This is a genomic window from Burkholderia sp. Bp8984, assembly GCF_003853755.1.
In the GTDB taxonomy this organism is placed as follows: Bacteria; Pseudomonadota; Gammaproteobacteria; order Burkholderiales; family Burkholderiaceae; genus Burkholderia.
In genome coordinates this window covers 91,043-107,308 of sequence record NZ_QTQN01000025.1, presented here as the reverse complement: position 1 = coordinate 107,308, position 16,266 = coordinate 91,043, and the positions used below count along the sequence as shown (strand labels likewise).

The following is a 16,266-nucleotide window of genomic DNA, read 5'->3' as shown; positions in this document are numbered from 1 at the left end:
ACCACCGAGATCCATCACCACGTGTCGCATGACGGCGACGGCGCGGGCGCGTCCGGCGGCGCGGCCGGCCTGACGATGTGGGCCGCGATCGGCCAGATCGTGATGCTCGACATCGTGTTCTCGATCGACAGCATCGTGACCGCGATCGGCATGACCGAGCACGTCCCGATCATGTTCGTCGCGGTGATCGTCGCGGTGTCCGTGATGCTGTTCGCCGCCCAGCCGCTCGCACGTTTCATCGACCGCAACCCGACGATCGTGATGCTCGCGCTGTCGTTCCTCGTCGTGATCGGCATGACGCTGATCGCGGAAGGCTTCGGGTCGCACGTGCCGAAGGGCTATATCTACGCGGCCATGGCGTTCTCGGCGTTCGTCGAGGGCATGAACATGCTGGCGCGGCGCGCGAAGGCGAAGCGCGTGGCGCGCGGCGAAGGTCGCTGAGCCAGGCGGGCGGGCCGTGGCCAGCCCTCGATTCGGAATGTCCGACGAAAGGAGAAACGCGATGAAATGTCCGGTCTGCAAGACGCCCGACCTGCTGATGGCCGAGCGGCAATCGATCGAGATCGACTACTGTCCGACGTGCCGCGGCGTGTGGCTCGATCGCGGCGAACTCGACAAGCTGATCGCGCGCGAAACCGGCGACGGGCCGGCGCGCCGCGACGAGGTGCCGGTGCGGCACGATGCGCAGGCGCCGCGCGGGCGTGACGACGGCTGGGGGCGCGACGGCCGCGTGCCCGACGACCGTTACCGGCACGACGGCCGGCGTCGCAAGAAGTCGGTGTTCGACCTGTTCGATTTCGATTGAACGCGACGGCGAGCGTGTCCTGCTCGGCACATCGAAAAAAAGCCCCGCCGCGCGTCATGCCCGGCGGGGCTTCGTCATTCGTCATTCGTCATGCGCGTCGCGTGACGAACACGCGCCGACGTTACGCGTTGCCGGCCGTCACGTCGATGCGGCGCGGGCGCGTTTCCTCGCGGCGCGGAATCGTCAGCGTGAGCACGCCGTCGCGCAGGCTCGCATCGATCCGCGACGTGTCGAGGTCGGGGCTCAGCACGAACGTGCGCACGTAGCGCGGCGCGCGGACTTCGGCGTGACGCACGCGCAGGTCGGCCGACGTGTCGATGCGTGTGTCGGCTTCGATCGTCAGCGTGTTGTCGTGCACCTTCACGTCGAGGTTTTCGCGCGGCACGCCGGGCAGGTCGGCACGCAGCGTGACGCGCTGCCTGTCTTCGACGATATCGACGGCCGGCGTGATCGCGGGCCGGCGCGCGGCTTCGGCGGCGGCTGCCTGCGTGGCACCGGTCTGGCGTTCGGTCAGGGTCTGGCTCTGGCTCGTATTCATATCGTTCTCCTGAAGGTTACTGAACGGTGATCGCGCGCGGCTTCGAGGCCTCGCGCCGGCCGACGCGAATCAGCAGGCAGCCGTTCTCATAGCGGGCGCTGACGTTGTCGGCGTCCGCGTTCTGCGGCAGCTCGACCACGCGGCGGAACGCGCCGTGAAAGCGCTCCTGCGCGTAGGTGCGTACGTCGTCGCCGGCGTCGTGCGGTGCGGGTTTGCGCTCACCGCTGATCGTCAGCAGGTCCTTGTCGATCGAGACGTCGAAGTCGGCCGCGGCCATGCCGGGAGCGAACGCGACGATCTCGATCGCGTCGTCGGTCGCGCCGACGTTCAGCGCGGGGAACGCGCTCGGCCGCACCGCGCGGATGCCGGTCGGGGGCTCGCCGAACAGGCTCGCCATCTGCCGCTGCACCCGGGCGAATTCGTCGAACAGGTCGTGACCGAAATGAATACCGCTCATGAGGATCCTCCGGAACATGAGACGCGAAAGACACGATGGCGCGACGCCGATGGCGAGTGCGACGCACGGTTTTCCGCTGAGTCGAAACGGGGGCAGTGCGCGTGACGGGCACTGCCTGGCAACGGGTAATTAGAGGCCGCCGCGGTGGTTTTCAAGAGGGAAAGTGCAATCGGCATCAACGCGTCGTGACGGGGATCGATGCGACAATCGTCGCGCTATCCACAGACCACGGAGACGGAACGGACATGGAGATTCAACGCATCGCGATCGTCGGGGCCGGCGTGATCGGCGCGAGCTGGGCGGCTTTCTATCTGTCGAAGGGCTTCGACGTCGTCGCGACCGATCCCGCACCGCAGGCCGACGCGCGGCTGCGCGACGCGCTCGCGGCCTTCCTCGGCGAGCGGGCCGCCGAACTTTCCGCGCGGCTGTCGTTCGATGCCGATCTCGTGCGCGCGCTCGACGGCGTCGATTTCGTGCAGGAAAACGGCCCCGAGCGGCTCGACCTGAAGCGCGCGCTGTACCGGCAGATGGACGACGTGCTGCCCGCGCGCGTGCCGATCGCGTCGAGCTCGTCGGGCCTGAAGATGTCCGAGATCCAGACCGCGTGCGACAGGCATCCGGAACGCTGCCTGATCGCGCATCCGTTCAACCCGCCGCACCTGATTCCGCTCGTCGAACTGGTCGGCGGCAGCGCGACCGACCCGAGCGTGATCGCGCGCGTGAAGGCGTTCTACGACGCACTCGGCAAGCAGACGATCGTGCTCAACAAGGAGATGACCGGCCACGTCGCGAACCGGCTCGCGGCCGCGCTGTTTCGCGAGGTGTATCACCTCGTCGGCGAAGGCGTGGTGAGCGTCGCCGATGCGGACAAGGCGGTCGCGTGGGGGCCGGGCCTGCGCTGGGGCTTGATGGGGCAGTGCCTGACCTATCACCTCGGCGGTGGCGCGGGCGGGATCGCACACTTCCTCGAACACCTGTCGGGGCCGATCACGACGTGGTGGGACGACCTCGGCACGCCGTCGTTCGATCCGGCCGTCGATCGCAAGCTGAACGACGAACTGCGCGCGATCCAGGGCGAGCGTTCGATGCAGGAACTGGCGGCCGAGCGCGACCGGCTGCTCGTCGAGCTGGTCGACGCGCGGCGCCGCAGCTTCCTGCCCTGAGCGCGTCGCCGCGCGGCGTGCCGGTCGCGCCGGGAAGGCTATTGCTGCACGGCCGCTTGCGGTGCCGGCTGCGGCGTCTGCGCGAGCCACGCGGGCAGCGCGGCCTGCACCAGTTCGCGATTGCGCGCGCGCGTCGCGGCATCCGGCGGATAGTTGCCGTCGTTGGTCGGCAATTCGCCGTCGAGGTAGGCCTGCTTCAGCTGGGCGACGACTTCCGCGCGCGTGAGGCCCTGCGCGGGGGCGGCGGCATCGGTTTGCGCAAAGGCGGGGGACAGCAGCGCGGCTGCGGCGGCCGCGACGGCGATTCGCACGACGTTCATGGTGTGCTCCGATCAAGGGGACGGGACAGCGGACGCGCGGCACACTGCCGTGCGTTCCGATGCGGCCCATTGTCGCGAGCGGGGACTGCGCGGACGCTGACGCGTTCCGGGCAAGATGGTCAGTTGCGCGCGAACACCGCGGCGGCGTTGGCGTGAAGGCGGCAGCCAGCCTTACAGCTCGGCCGCCGCCGCGATCAGCGTCGCTTCGAGCGCGAGCGTCGAGCGCGACGCGGCCGCCGGCCGGTCGATCACGTATTCGAGTTCGCCGAGTTCGGGGAGCCCCGCGTCGAGCCGCGCGAGCCCGGCCGGAATCACGTAGCCGGCGAACGCGCTGACGCCGAGCCCCGCGCTCGCGGCCGCGCGCAGCACCGCGATGCTGCTGCTCACGACGGCGATCCGGTAAGGGCGGCCGACCGCCTCGAGCGACTCGAGCACGCGGCGGCGCGATACGCTCGGCTCCGGATGCATCGCGAGCGGCAGCACGGCCTCGTGGCCGGTGATCCGCGAATCGGGGCCGGTGCACCAGTACAGCGGTTCGCTGCGGATCACGCGGCCGCGCCGGCTGCCCGCGACGCGTTTCGCGAACACGAGGTCGTGACGGCCTTCGTCGAGCGCATCGAACAGGTCGCCCGACAGCCCGGTCGAGATCGCCAGCTCGACTTCCGGATTGCGCTGCACGAAGCTCGCGAGCGCGGCCGTCAGGTGCGCGGACGCGAAATCCTCCGACATCGCGAGCCGCACCTTGCCCGACAGCGGCGGGCCGCACACCGACGTGACGGCCTCGTCCATCAGCTCGAGGATGCGCACCGCGTAGCGGAACAGTGCATCGCCGTGCTGCGACAGGTGCACGTTGCGCGTGTCGCGCTCGAACAGCGGCCGGTCGAGCAGCTCCTCGAGGCGGCGAATGTGCTGGCTGACGGTCGACTGCGACAGGCTCACGCGTTCGGACGCGGCGGTGAAACTGCCGGACTGGGCGACGGCGACGAAGCTGCGCAGCAGCTCGGGCGGTAATGGACGCATTGCTAAATCCACTGAATCGGTTTCGACAACTTCATAAATGGCCGGATGGTGCGGCGCTAGTATCGGATCACGCGCTGGTGCGGCCCATGCAAACGGGGCGCACCGGACGCGTAGCCCGTGTCGCGCCGCCGGCTCCATCGGTCAGTCTAAGCCATCCGGCGTCCGGCCCGAAACCGCATCATCCCATCGACCGCCTGAGAACGCGCTCGCACGACGAGCCGCCGGGCCGCGGCGCCCCGCCGCAGGAGACACCCAGTCCGCGCCCGGAACCGGCATGCGGGCCCGACTCCCGCACGCGTCAGGCACCCGTCACGAAGAGACTGGAGACGACTCATGATCATCTACGGAACCGCGCTGCTGGCGTTCTGCCATCTGGCCGGACTGTTCCTCGGCGACCTGCTGGGCGCAGCGATCGGCGTGAAGACCAACGTCGGCGGCGTCGGCATCGCGATGCTGCTGCTGATCTGCCTGCGCCTGTGGCTGCACCGGCGCGGCTGGCTGCCGAAGGAGACCGAGGCCGGCGTCGGTTTCTGGGGCGCGATGTACATCCCGGTCGTCGTCGCGATGGCCGCGAACCAGAACGTCGTCGCCGCGCTGAAGGGCGGGCCGGTCGCGCTGCTCGCCGCCATCGGCGCGGTCGCGATCTGCGCATGCTGCATCGCGGTACTCGTGCGCACCGGGCGCGACGACACGGCCTTCGCGGGCGTGCCGCAATTCGAAGAACAGTAACGGAGGCCGCGATGCTGCAGATGCTCGAAAAAACCGTCGCCCACAACGGGCTCGTCGCGTCGTTCGCGCTGGTCGGCCTGATCATGTGGCTGTCGTCGCTCGCGTCGCGCAAGCTCACTTTCGGCCGCGTGCACGGCTCGGCGATCGCGATCGTGATCGGCCTCGTGCTTGCGTACGTCGGCGGCGCGTTCACCGGCGGCGAGAAGGGGCTGGCCGACGTCAAGCTGTTCGCCGGCATCGGCCTGATGGGCGGCGCGATGCTGCGCGATTTCGCGATCGTCGCGACCGCGTTCGAAGTGCAGCCGACCGAGGCGCGCAAGGCCGGCCTCGTCGGCGTCGTGTCGCTGCTGCTCGGCACCGTGCTGCCGTTCATCGTCGGCGCGTGCATCGCGCGCGCGTTCGGCTATACCGATGCGGTCAGCATGACGACCATCGGCGCGGGCGCGGTCACCTACATCGTCGGGCCCGTCACGGGCGCGGCGATCGGCGCGAGCTCCGACGTGATCGCGCTCAGCATCGCGACGGGCCTCGTGAAGGCGATCATCGTGATGGTCGGCACGCCGGTCGCGGCCAACTTCATGGGCCTGAAGACGCCACGCTCCGCGATGATCTTCGGCGGCCTCGCCGGCACCGTGAGCGGCGTGAGCGCGGGCCTCGCGGCGACGGATCGCCGGCTCGTGCCGTACGGCGCGCTGGTCGCGACGTTCCATACCGGCGTCGGCTGCCTGCTCGGGCCGTCGGTGCTGTTCTTCACGACACGCGCGCTGGTCGGCGCATAACCGCCACGCGTGCGATCCGGGCGACCCGTGCGCAAGCACCGGCGCGCGCGGGCCGCGGCGGGGCCGCATCCATCGCGGCGTCCTCTGAGTCGCATTCGTCAACATCATCAATCGGCGGCGGCGCCAGGCTTAGAATGCCGCTGAACCATCGAAGCGGGAGAACTGTTCATGACGGGATGGAATCACGCGCGGCAGGCGCGCGATGGACGCCTCGCGGCCGGCGCGGCTTTCGCGTGGCCCAAGGCCACTTCCTCCGGGGCGCGCGGCAAGCGGGTCGATGCGCGCGACACCGTCGCGTTGCTCGAAGCGGTGCTGCGGCCCGGCGACCGCGTTTGCCTCGAAGGCGACAACCAGAAGCAGGCCGACCTGCTCGCCATCGCGCTCGCCGATGTCGACAGCGCGAAGATCCACGACCTGCACATGGTGCAGTCGGGCGTCGTGCTGCCCGAGCATCTCGACGTGTTCGAGCGCGGCATCGCGAAGCGTCTCGACTTCGCGTATTCGGGCCCGCAGTCGCAGCGCATCGCGAAGCTGCTGTTCGGCGGCAAGATCGCGCTCGGCGCGGTGCACACCTATCTTGAACTGTTCGCCCGCTACTTCATCGATCTCACGCCGCAGGTCGCGCTGATCGCGGCGGTCAGCGCCGATGCCGACGGCAACCTGTACACCGGCCCGAACACGGAAGACACGCCGACCGTCGTCGAAGCCACCGCGTTCAAGGACGGCATCGTGATCGCGCAGGTCGACCGCATCGTCGACAAGGTGCCGCGCGTCGACATTCCGGGCGACCGCGTGCATTTCGTCGTCGAGGCCGGCCGGCCGTTCTACGTCGAGCCGCTGTTCACGCGCGACCCGGCCGCGATCACCGAGACCCAGATCCTGACCGCGATGCTCGCGATCAAGGGCATCTACGAACCGTACGGGATCAAGCGCCTGAACCACGGGATCGGCTTCAACACGGCCGCGATCGAGCTGCTGCTGCCGACCTACGGCGCGAAGCTCGGGCTGAAGGGCAAGGTCTGCACGCACTGGGCGCTCAATCCGCACCCGACGCTGATTCCCGCGATCGAATCGGGCTGGGTCGAGCAGGTTCACTGCTTCGGCTCCGAAGTCGGGATGGACGACTACATCCGCGCGCGCTCCGACGTATGGTTCACGGGCCCCGACGGGTCGCTGCGCTCGAACCGCGCGTTCTGCCAGACCGCCGGCCTCTACGCATGCGACATGTTCATCGGCTCGACGCTGCAGATCGACCTGTCCGGCCATTCGTCGACGGTCACGGCCGAGCGGATCGCCGGGTTCGGCGGCGCGCCGAACATGGGCAGCGACGCGCGCGGCCGGCGCCATCCGAGCGAGCCGTGGCTGAAGGCCGGCGCGGAAGCCGACCCCGACACGCCGGCGGCGCTCAGGCGCGGCCGCAAGCTGGTCGTGCAGATCGGCGAGACGTTCGGCGACAAGAACGTGCCGATGTTCGTCGAGAAGCTCGACGCGCTGAAGCTCGCCGACAAGCTGCAGCTCGACCTCGCGCCGATCATGGTCTACGGCGACGACGTCACGCACATCGTCACCGAGGAAGGGATCGCGAACCTGCTGATGTGCCGCGACAAGGACGAACGCGAGCACGCGATCCGCGGCGTGGCCGGCTATACGGAAGTCGGCCGCGGCCGCGATCGCAGGCTGGTCGAGCGGCTGCGCGAGCGCGGCGTGATCCGCCGCCCGGAGGATCTCGGTATCGATCCGCTCGACGCCGACCGCCGCTGGCTTGCCGCGCGCTCGATCAAGGATCTCGTGCACTGGTCGGGCGGCCTGTATGCGCCGCCGGCCCGGTTCCGCAACTGGTGAGGACAAGGGCATGGAACAGTTGAACTATCGCTTCACCGCGCGCGAACGCGCGCAGGGCGAACTGGCCACGGCGCTCGTCGGCGTGGTCGCGTCCGGCAATCTCGAGGTGCTCGTCGAGCGCGTGCTGCCGGGCAACGAATGCGAGATCGACATCCGCACCGCGGCGGTCGGTTTCGGCGCGGTGTGGCAGGCCGTCGTGTCGGACTTCGTCGAACGGCGCGCGCCGGGCGGCCTGAAGCTGTCGATCAACGACGGCGGCGCGCGGCCCGACATGGTGTCGCTGCGGCTCGCGCAAGCCGTGCGAGCGATCGAGGGAGGCGCATGATGACCGACGCGATCCACGACGCACCCGCATTCGTCGCGAACCGCGCGAGCTGGTACGAAGCGTCGGCGCGCCAGCGCGTCGACGGGCTGCTCGACGCGGGCAGCTTCACCGAATTTCTCGGGCCGGGCGATCGTGTGACGAGCCCGCACCTGCCGCTGTTCGACCTGCCGCAGCAGTTCGACGACGGGATGGTGGTCGGCCGCGGCCGGCTCGACGGCACGCCGGTGTTGGTCGCCGCGCAGGAGGGCCGCTTCATGGGCGGCGCGTTCGGCGAGGTACACGGCGCGAAGCTCACGGGGCTGCTGCGTGCGGCGCGCGACCTCGGCACGCCGGTGCTGATCCTGTTCGATACGGGTGGCGTGCGGCTGCAGGAAGCGAATGCGGGCGAACTGGCGATCGCCGAGATCATGCGTGCGCTCGTCGAGGCACGCGCGGCCGGCGTGCCGGTGATTGGGCTGATCGGCGGGCGTGCGGGCTGCTACGGCGGCGGCGGGCTGCTTGCCGCGTGCTGTTCGGCGCTCGCGGTGTCCGAGCAGGGGCGCATCAGCGTGTCGGGGCCCGAGGTGATCGAGACCAATCGCGGCGTCGAGGAATTCGACGCGAAGGATCGCGCGCTGATCTGGCGCACGATGGGCGGCAAGCACCGCCGGCTGATCGGCGGCGCGGACCGCTACGTGGCCGATACGCCCGACGCGTTTCGCGCGGCCGCGCTCGACCTGATCGGCCGTGCGCCGAAATTCGACGCGGCGATGCTGCGCGCGGAGCAGGCGCGTCTCGAAGCGCGCGTCGAACGGTTCGGCGCATGCAAGGACGCGCTCGACGTGTGGCGTGCGCTCGGCGCGAGCGAGCCGGAAGCGATTCCCGGCATGCCCGACGGTGAATTCGCGAAGCTCGCCGATCAACTGCAGGAGCCGCAGCATGACGCTCGATGAAGTACTGACCTCGCTGTTCCCGAACGGCCACGCGATCACGCGGACCGGCGGCTTGCTGGCGGGCCACGCTGATCTGACCGGCACGCGCGTCGACGTGATCGGCGTCGCCGACCGGCTGCCGTTCGGCATCGACGAAGCCGTGACGCTCGCGTCGCACGTGCTCGACACGATCGGGCGCGGCGGCGACACGCCGATTCTCGTGCTCGTCGACAGCGACAGCCAGCGGATGAGCAAGCGCGACGAACTGCTCGGCCTGAACGAAGGCTTGTCGCATCTCGCGAAATGCCTGATGCACGCGGAGCTCGCCGGGCACCGGACGATCGGCCTGCTGTACGGCCATACGGCCGCGGGCGCGTTCATCGCGACCGCGCTCGCGACGCGCACGCTGCTCGCGTTGCCGGGCGCGGAGCCGGAAGTGATGGACCTGCCGTCGATGTCGCGCGTGACGAAGCTGCCGATCGACGTGCTGAAGGAGATGGCGCGCTCGACGCCGGTGTTCGCGCCGGGGCTCGACAATCTCGTGAAGATGGGCGCCGTCGACGCCGTGCTCGACCCGGCACGCGCGCTCGACGCGCAGGTCGCCGAATGGCTCGGCAAGCCGGCCGATCGCAACGACGTGCGTGCGGCGCGCGGCCGGCCGGTCGCGGCCGACGTCGCGCGGCGTGTCGAGGCACTCGCGCGTGCCGCACGCTGACACGCCGCTGCGCCGCCACACGCTCGTCACGCTGACGGCGGCCGGGTGGGGCGCGGCCTGCGCGCGCGATCCCGCGCTGGCGGCCGATCCGCTCGTGCAGGCGTGGGCCGCGCACGGCTGGCCGCTGATCGTGCGCCGCGCGTCGCCCGACGAGGCCGATGCGGGGCGCATCCCGCTCGGCTTGCCGCTGCCGCCTTCGGCGGGCAAGCGGCGCATTGCAATGAACGTCGCCGCCGACGCGCTCGCGTCGGTCGGTCCGCTGCCCACGCTCGCCGATGTGCTCGCTGTCGCACCCGACGCATGGCACGCGACGCTGCGCGACCTGGCTGCGCTCGGCGCCCGCTGCGGCGTGCAGGGCCGCGTATTCGGCAGCCTCGCATGGCAGGCGCTGACGGGCGAGCGCTACCTGAGCGCGTCGTCCGATCTCGACATCGTGTTTCCGCTGCCTGACGCCGCATCGCTCGCCGCTCTGCTCGACGGCCTGGCGACACTCGATGAACACGCGCCGATGCGCATCGACGGCGAACTGCTGCGCGACGACGGCGCCGGCGTGAACTGGCGCGAGCTGCATGCGCGGCTGCCTGAAGTCGCGGTCAAGACGGCGATGGCCGTCGAATTGATGCCTGCCGACGCATTCACCGGAGGCACGCGATGAGTGCTTGGGCCGCCTGCCGTGCACCGGCGCCGTCCGATGCCGAGCGCATCGCCGAACTCGCCGAGCACAGCCTCGTGCTGGAAATCGACACCTATCCGAAGCCGGGCCTCGTCAGTCACGTCGACAGCGGCAGTCACGCGGACATGGATGCCACGATGTTCGTGCGCAGCGCGGCCGTGCTGCGGCCGTACTTCGCGGAGCTCGCCGAAGCCGGTGCGCGTGACGCCGACATGGCCGTGCTGCGCAAGATCGGGCTGCGCGCGGAACACGCGATGCTTGCCGCGACCGGCGGCGTCAACACGCATCGCGGCGCGATCTTCGGGCTCGGGCTGCTGTGCGCGGCCGCCGGCCGCCGCACGGTGCCGGGCACCGCGGCACGCACGCTGACGCTCGGCGCGTTCGTCGCGCGGCGCTGGGGCACCGAGATCCTCGGCGGCCCGCGGCTGCCCGACAGTCACGGCGAGCGCGCGAGCCGCCGCTACGGCGTCGGCGGCGCGCGTCGCGAGGCGGCCGACGGGTTCACGACCGTGTACGACGTCGGGCTGCCGGCCCTGCGCCGCGCGCGGTGCCGCATGCCGGACGATCCGGAGGCCGCGCGCGTCGACGCCTGCTTCGCGCTGATCGCCGCGCTCGACGATACGAACCTGCTGCACCGCGGCGGGCAGGCCGGCCTCGATTTCGCGCGCGCCACGGCACGCGCATTCGTTGCCCGCGGCGGCATCCGCGCCCGCGACTGGCGACTGCGAGCGGCCGCCGCGCACCGCGCGTTCGTCGCGCGCCGGCTGAGCCCGGGCGGCGCGGCCGACCTGCTGGCGATGAGCGTGTTCGTCGATGCGCTCGAAACGGATGAAACGGGCGAAACGGGCGAGACGGGCGAGACGAACGAGGCGGGACGATGACGCTGGCGATCCTCTGTTCGGGACAAGGTGCGCAGCGTGCGGACATGTTCGAGCTGACCGGCGCGGTGCCGCAAGCCGATGCGCTGTTCGCGCACGCCGGCCGGCTCCTCGGCGACGATCCGCGCGACTGGGTGCGGCACGCCGAACCGGATGCGCTGCGCGAGAACCGCGCTGCGCAGATCCTCTGCACGGTGCAGGCGCTTGCGGCGACGATGTTGCTCGAGGCGATGTGGCCGCGGCGTCGTTGCGTCGCGGGGTACAGCGTCGGCGAAGTCGCATCGTGGAGCGTCGCGGGGATGATCGATCCGCACGACGCGCTGGCGCTGGCCGAGGCGCGCGCGCGCGCCATGGATGCCGCGAGCGGCGGCGATGAACGGATGGCATTCGTGCGCGGGCTCACGCGTGCGCGGCTCGCGCAACTCTGCGACGGCCGCGATGCGGCGATCGCGATCGCCAATCCGGGCGATGCTTACGTGCTGGCCGGGCGGCAGGCCGACGTCGCCGCGGTGGCCGACGCCGCCGCACGCGACGGTGCGCTGCGTGTCGCGCCCGTGTGCGTGCGGATCGCGTCGCACACGCACCGGCTCGCGGCGGCGGTGCCCGCGTTTCGCGCATCGCTGGCCGCCGTGAACGTGCGCCGGCCGCTGCCCGGCACGCGACTGTTTTCGGGGATCGACGGCGCGTCGGTGCTCGATGTCGACGCCGGGCTCGACAAGCTTGCGCGCCAGATCGCGGAGCCGGTCGAGTGGGCGGCCTGCCTGGCCGCGTGCGTCGAGGCCGGCGCGACCGCGTTTCTCGAACTCGGCCCGGGCCGCGCACTGGCCGAGATGGCGGGCGGCGCGTATCCGGCGCTGCCGGCCCGCAGCGTCGCGGATTTCCGTTCCGTCGACGGTATCGCGAGCTGGCTCGCGCGCGTCGCGGCCGGCTGACCGGCGGCGTGCAAGCGGCCGGATCACGCGCCGGAACCGCTTCAAGTCCGCTTCGAATTCCGCTTCGAAATCCGCCTGCCGACCGGTCGTTCCGCGCCGGGTGTTGCGCCGGCGCAGCAGCGCTGCAGCAGGCGCTTGTCATGCGAATTGGCGTCGCTACAATGGCGCCCGCCATGAGACCAGCCGCCTTCCTCGTCGCCGCGCTTTGCTGTGCGGCGACCGCCCACGCCAGCCCGATCCCGTCCGACGCCGCCGCGGTCGGCAGGTACTTTTCGTATGACAATGCGGCGGCCGACGCGACCGTCGACCTGATCGGTCAGGCACAGCGCCGCGTGCTGCTGGCCGGCTACGCGTACGTGCCGCCCGCGGTCGCGGCGGCGCTGCGCGCGGCGCGTTCGCGCGGGATCGACGTACGGGTCGTGCTGGTTCGCTCGCCGCGTGCGGGCAAGTACAGCGGCGCGGGCTATCTGAAATCGGCCGGCATCGACGTGGCGATCGATTCGCGGCACGGCGACCCCGCACCGCGCTTCGTGATCGTCGACGACAGCGTCGCGCTGACGACGCTGTCCGACGACGCGGCCGCGCACGCGGAAACGGTCAACGTGTTCCAGCGTGCGCCGGAACTCGCGCAGTCGTACGCGCAGTCGTTCTGGCGGTTGTATCGGCAGGCCGGCGGGCTCTAAGCGCTTGACGGCGGCCCGCCCCGGGCGAACGCCACCCATCCTATTCCTTGCCGCGATCGGCCTGCCGCGGACGCCGGTATGACCCCGCTTGCATCGGCGTGTCCGATGAACCATGCTCGTTGAACAGGTGCCGGCGCGCAGGTCGCGCATCCGGCCCAACGGCAGGGAGCCGATCTTGACCGAGTGTTTTGCCGATCGCGCCGACGCGGGTCGTCAGCTTGCGCTCGCGCTGCACGACTATGCGGGGCGTCGCGACGTCGTCGTGCTCGCGCTGCCGCGCGGCGGCGTACCGGTTGCATTCCCGATCGCGCAGGCGCTGCGCGCGCCGCTCGACGTGCTGGTCGTGCGCAAGCTCGGCATGCCCTCCGATCCCGAATTCGCGATCGGCGCGATAGCGACCGGCGGGGCGATCCACCTGCAGCACGCGGCGATCCGCGCGATGGGCGTGTCCGATTCCCAGCTGGCCGACGTGATCGTGCGCGAGACCGCCGAACTGCAGCGCCGCGACACGCTGTATCGCGGCGCGCGGCCGCCGCTGCCGGTCGACGGGCGCATCGCGATCGTCGTCGACGACGGAATCGCGACCGGCGCGTCGATGCGCGTCGCACTGCAGGCGCTGCGCAAGCGCCATCCCGCGCGCATCGTGGCCGCCGCACCCGTCGCGCCGGCCGGCGCCCAGCATGCGTTCGACGATCTGGCCGATGCGTTCGTGACGGTGTCGCAGCCGCTGCGCTTCTTCGGGATCAGCCAGTTCTACGCGCGTTTCGACCAGACCGGCGACGACGAGGTGCGCGCGCTCCTCGATGCTGCCCACGGGCCGGACGACGACCTCACGTCCGCCTGACCCGGCGCCGGCGCGATATCGGGCGAACGGCTTCGGCCTGCGCGAACACGCGCTGCAGCGCCGGATGGACGTTGCCGTGCCAGCGCGCGCCCGTGAACAGCCCGTAGTGATCGCAGTCGTCGATATCGAGACGCTGGCGCTCGCCGGCCTTGAGGCCGCGGCACATGTCGAGTGCCGCATGCGTCTGGCCGGCGCCGGTGACGGCGTCGCAACCGCCTTCGACCGTCAGCAGCGCGACGCCGCGCAGCGCGGCCGGCTCCACGCGCTGGCCGCCGACTTGCCACGTGCCGTTCGCGAGGCACATCCGCTGGAACACGATATCGACGGTGTCCAGGAAGTATTCGGCCGGCATGTCGAGCAGCGCCGTGTATTCGCGCAGCGCGCGCCGCGCGTCCGCCAGCGCCGTCAGGTCGAAGTGCGACGCGGCGCGCGCGTAGTCCTCGATCAGCGTCAGGAAGCGTTGCGGATACAGCAGCGCGATCTCGCCCTGCTGAAGATAGGTCGGGAACACGTGCCGGCCACGGCCGGGGAAGCGGGGCGGCACGATGTCGATCAGGTGGCGGCGGCACCACGTGAGCGAACGGGACGCGGCCGTGGTGCCGAGCGTGGTCGGGTTGATGCGTGCGTCGAGCGGCCCGCCGATCAGCGTGACGCTCGCGGGCGGTGCGTGGCCGCGCGCGGCGCGCAGCGCGAGTGCGCCGAGCGCGGGAACGGTGGCCTGGCATACGGCGACGACATGCAGCGGCCGGTCGTCGCGGGCGAGCGCGTCGACGAAGCCGTCGAGCGTCGCCACGTACTCGTCGAGCCCGAAGCGGCCCGCCGCGAGCGGGACGTCGCGCGCATTGACCCAGTCGGTCACGCAGACGTCGCCGTCCGCGAGCAGCGCCTCGACGGTCTCCCGCATCATCACGGCCGCGTGCCCCGCGAGCGGCGCACACAGCAGCACCGCGCGCCGCGCATCGTCGCGTGCGAAGCGCCGCAACTGGCAGAACGGCGTGCGCGCGACGATCCGCTCGTCGACGGCCGGCCGCCGGATCTCGAAGCGCGGCGGCCCGGCGGCCGGCCCGAGGAGCGGTTCGAACAGGTCGTCGTAGCACGACGACACGGCGTGCGGCAGCGTCGCGGCGGGCCATACGTCGAACGCGTGGCGCGTCGCGTCGCGCCAGGCGCGCATCCATTCCCGCTGCTGCTCGACGACGTCGTACCACATGGCGAACCTCGAGGCGGAAGGGGGGTGAATCTGCATTATGGTCACTCCGGGCGCGCAGCGGGTGTCGGAAACGTGACCGGACGACGCGGATTTCGCCGCGCGTTTCGGCGGCATCGCGCTAGGCACCGGCGCACGGCGCTGCTACAGTCGTCGGTCCCATTCCCTCAAGCGGAGCGTTTGCGATGAAGCTGATCGGCATGCTGGATTCCCCGTTCGTGCGCCGTGTCGCCATATCGGCGAAGCTGCTCGACCTGCCGTTCGAACACGAGTCGGTCTCGGTGTTTCGTCAGTTCGACCGGTTCCGGTCGTTCAGCCCGGTCGTGAAGGCGCCGACGCTCGTGACCGACGACGGTGCGACGCTGCTCGATTCGTCGCTGATCGTCGACTACCTCGACCATCGCGTCGCGCCGGAGCGGCGCCTGTTGCCCGACGCCGCCGACGCGCGGCTGCGCACGCTGGTGCCGGTCGGCCTCGCGCTGGCGGCGGCCGAAAAGACGGTGCAGGTGGTGTACGAGCACGCGTTGCGGCCGACCGACAAGCAGCACGCGCCCTGGCTCGAGCGCGTGCTGAGCCAGCTCGAGGCCGCGTACGGCGAACTCGAGCCGCTCGTCGCGGCCGCGAACGGCTGGTTCGGCGGCGCGCGGCTGCTGCAGTCCGACGTGACCGTCGCCGTCGCCTGGCGCTTCACGCAATTCATGGCGGCCGATTATCCGGCGCTCGCGCGGATCGATCCGGCCCGGTATCCGGCGCTGGCCGCGCATTCGGCGCGTGCGGAAGCGCTGCCGGCGTTTGTCGAGACGCCGCTCGCCTGAATCCGGCGTCGATCGCGGCGGCACCGGAACGACGGCGGGCGACGGCGGCGCGTCCGGCCCCGCCGCGTCGGAACCGGGCCGGCATTCGGCGCGTATCGACCCAACCGCAGTCCGCGGCGCGTCCGACCGCGCGTTATTGTTCGGCGCGACGTGCTGAAAACCACGTCGCGCCGCTGCGTCTTATGCGCCCGCGCGCTCGTGCGCTGCCCGCCCGGCCCCGTCCGGCAAGGACGTGCCGATTGTTCTCCGCCGCTGACAAGTGACTTCGCAATCGCGCTGTTTATCCGGATGCGGGCCGTCCCTAGAATCCACTCCATCGAATATGCATTGCCTGATGGAGCCGATGATGAGAGCGCTGATCGAATCGAGTCTGTACCACCCGTCCGTCGTGTTGCCGCTTGCCGCGCTGACGCAGCTGATGGTCGAGCGCGACTTCAATCTCGGCCAGGTCGGCCTGATCGTCGCCGCGCGGGGCGCGCAGGCAGCCGTGTCGCGTTCGCGTGCGCTGATCTTCTGCCGCCACTGCGAAGCGCACGCATGAACCCGCGTCACGTCTACGGATAAAAAAACGCCCGGCCGGCGCAAGCCGGTCGGGCGGATCGGGTTCGATCGGGCCCCGGCTTCGGCCGG

At 70.8% G+C, this 16,266-nt stretch carries 21 protein-coding genes; 16 read left to right on the top strand and 5 right to left on the bottom strand.

Annotation, left to right across the window (positions count from 1 at the left end; genetic code table 11):
- Both DID98_RS24245 and DID98_RS24240 read left to right on the top strand, forming a co-directional pair.
- On the top strand, positions 1–441 hold a 441-nt coding region (locus DID98_RS24245; RefSeq protein WP_148093542.1), incomplete at its 5' end, for a TerC family protein.
- A 61-nt stretch (positions 442–502) separates the two neighbouring features.
- Positions 503–805, top strand: a complete 303-nt coding sequence (locus tag DID98_RS24240; protein ID WP_124571590.1) for a zf-TFIIB domain-containing protein — start codon at positions 503–505, stop codon at positions 803–805.
- 121 nt (positions 806–926) lie between these two features.
- Here the strand turns inward: DID98_RS24240 and DID98_RS24235 are convergent, their stop codons facing one another.
- Complete coding sequence (locus DID98_RS24235) at positions 927–1,343, bottom strand: Hsp20/alpha crystallin family protein (protein ID WP_124571589.1); 417 nt, start codon at positions 1,341–1,343, stop codon at positions 927–929.
- 16 nt (positions 1,344–1,359) lie between these two features.
- Positions 1,360–1,800, bottom strand: coding sequence for an Hsp20/alpha crystallin family protein (locus tag DID98_RS24230; protein WP_044844922.1), 441 nt, complete (start codon positions 1,798–1,800; stop codon positions 1,360–1,362).
- Positions 1,801–2,045: 245 nt separating this feature from the next.
- Here DID98_RS24230 and DID98_RS24225 point away from each other — a divergent pair, with 245 nt between their 5' ends.
- Positions 2,046–2,963: a 3-hydroxyacyl-CoA dehydrogenase NAD-binding domain-containing protein gene (locus DID98_RS24225; protein WP_124571588.1), complete on the top strand. Its 918-nt coding sequence runs from the start codon at positions 2,046–2,048 to the stop codon at positions 2,961–2,963.
- A 38-nt stretch (positions 2,964–3,001) separates the two neighbouring features.
- Here the strand turns inward: DID98_RS24225 and DID98_RS24220 are convergent, their stop codons facing one another.
- Positions 3,002–3,283 (bottom strand): DUF4148 domain-containing protein, encoded by a 282-nt coding sequence (locus DID98_RS24220; RefSeq protein ID WP_124571587.1) that lies wholly within the window; start codon positions 3,281–3,283, stop codon positions 3,002–3,004.
- 171 nt (positions 3,284–3,454) lie between these two features.
- The gene (locus DID98_RS24215; protein WP_039322076.1) at positions 3,455–4,303 is read right to left on the bottom strand and encodes a LysR substrate-binding domain-containing protein; all 849 of its coding nucleotides are present in this window, start codon (positions 4,301–4,303) and stop codon (positions 3,455–3,457) included.
- A gap of 333 nt (positions 4,304–4,636) precedes the next feature.
- Here DID98_RS24215 and madL point away from each other — a divergent pair, with 333 nt between their 5' ends.
- The 11 genes from madL to DID98_RS24160 all read left to right on the top strand — a co-directional run bounded on the left by madL (position 4,637) and on the right by DID98_RS24160 (position 13,614).
- Positions 4,637–5,032 carry a malonate transporter subunit MadL gene (madL, locus tag DID98_RS24210; RefSeq protein ID WP_044844919.1) on the top strand — a complete coding sequence of 132 codons (396 nt, stop codon included), beginning with the start codon at positions 4,637–4,639 and terminating at the stop codon, positions 5,030–5,032.
- A gap of 11 nt (positions 5,033–5,043) precedes the next feature.
- Positions 5,044–5,811, top strand: a complete 768-nt coding sequence (madM, locus tag DID98_RS24205; RefSeq protein WP_124571586.1) for a malonate transporter subunit MadM — start codon at positions 5,044–5,046, stop codon at positions 5,809–5,811.
- 168 nt (positions 5,812–5,979) lie between these two features.
- The gene (gene mdcA, locus DID98_RS24200; RefSeq protein ID WP_124571585.1) at positions 5,980–7,653 is read left to right on the top strand and encodes a malonate decarboxylase subunit alpha; all 1,674 of its coding nucleotides are present in this window, start codon (positions 5,980–5,982) and stop codon (positions 7,651–7,653) included.
- A 10-nt stretch (positions 7,654–7,663) separates the two neighbouring features.
- A complete protein-coding gene (gene mdcC / locus DID98_RS24195) occupies positions 7,664–7,978 on the top strand; it encodes a malonate decarboxylase acyl carrier protein (RefSeq protein WP_044844916.1) in 315 nt (104 codons plus the stop codon).
- Positions 7,975–8,910, top strand: coding sequence for a biotin-independent malonate decarboxylase subunit beta (locus tag DID98_RS24190; protein WP_124571584.1), 936 nt, complete (start codon positions 7,975–7,977; stop codon positions 8,908–8,910). Before mdcC ends, DID98_RS24190 begins: the two co-directional genes overlap by 4 nt.
- A complete protein-coding gene (gene mdcE, locus DID98_RS24185) occupies positions 8,897–9,604 on the top strand; it encodes a biotin-independent malonate decarboxylase subunit gamma (RefSeq protein WP_044844914.1) in 708 nt (235 codons plus the stop codon). The genes DID98_RS24190 and mdcE overlap by 14 nt, the downstream gene beginning before the upstream one ends.
- Positions 9,591–10,259, top strand: coding sequence for a malonate decarboxylase holo-[acyl-carrier-protein] synthase (gene mdcG / locus DID98_RS24180; RefSeq protein WP_124571583.1), 669 nt, complete (start codon positions 9,591–9,593; stop codon positions 10,257–10,259). Before mdcE ends, mdcG begins: the two co-directional genes overlap by 14 nt.
- A complete protein-coding gene (mdcB, locus tag DID98_RS24175) occupies positions 10,256–11,158 on the top strand; it encodes a triphosphoribosyl-dephospho-CoA synthase MdcB (protein WP_124571582.1) in 903 nt (300 codons plus the stop codon). The genes mdcG and mdcB overlap by 4 nt, the downstream gene beginning before the upstream one ends.
- Complete coding sequence (gene mdcH / locus DID98_RS24170; protein ID WP_124571581.1) at positions 11,155–12,087, top strand: malonate decarboxylase subunit epsilon; 933 nt, start codon at positions 11,155–11,157, stop codon at positions 12,085–12,087. The genes mdcB and mdcH overlap by 4 nt, the downstream gene beginning before the upstream one ends.
- Before the next feature lie 161 nt (positions 12,088–12,248).
- Positions 12,249–12,770 (top strand): phospholipase D-like domain-containing protein, encoded by a 522-nt coding sequence (locus DID98_RS24165; protein WP_124487570.1) that lies wholly within the window; start codon positions 12,249–12,251, stop codon positions 12,768–12,770.
- A gap of 175 nt (positions 12,771–12,945) precedes the next feature.
- Positions 12,946–13,614 carry a phosphoribosyltransferase gene (locus DID98_RS24160; protein WP_124571580.1) on the top strand — a complete coding sequence of 223 codons (669 nt, stop codon included), beginning with the start codon at positions 12,946–12,948 and terminating at the stop codon, positions 13,612–13,614.
- Here DID98_RS24160 and phaZ read toward each other — a convergent pair.
- Positions 13,601–14,824, bottom strand: coding sequence for a polyhydroxyalkanoate depolymerase (phaZ, locus tag DID98_RS24155; protein WP_124571579.1), 1,224 nt, complete (start codon positions 14,822–14,824; stop codon positions 13,601–13,603). The two genes, DID98_RS24160 and phaZ, sit on opposite strands and share 14 nt — an antisense overlap.
- Before the next feature lie 182 nt (positions 14,825–15,006).
- Between phaZ and DID98_RS24150 the strand changes: the two genes are divergently transcribed.
- Together DID98_RS24150 and DID98_RS24145 are read left to right on the top strand one after the other, a co-directional pair.
- Complete coding sequence (locus DID98_RS24150) at positions 15,007–15,636, top strand: glutathione S-transferase family protein (protein ID WP_044844909.1); 630 nt, start codon at positions 15,007–15,009, stop codon at positions 15,634–15,636.
- Between the two features lie 343 nt (positions 15,637–15,979).
- Complete coding sequence (locus DID98_RS24145) at positions 15,980–16,177, top strand: hypothetical protein (protein ID WP_044844954.1); 198 nt, start codon at positions 15,980–15,982, stop codon at positions 16,175–16,177.
- Positions 16,178–16,266: the final 89 nt, after the last annotated feature.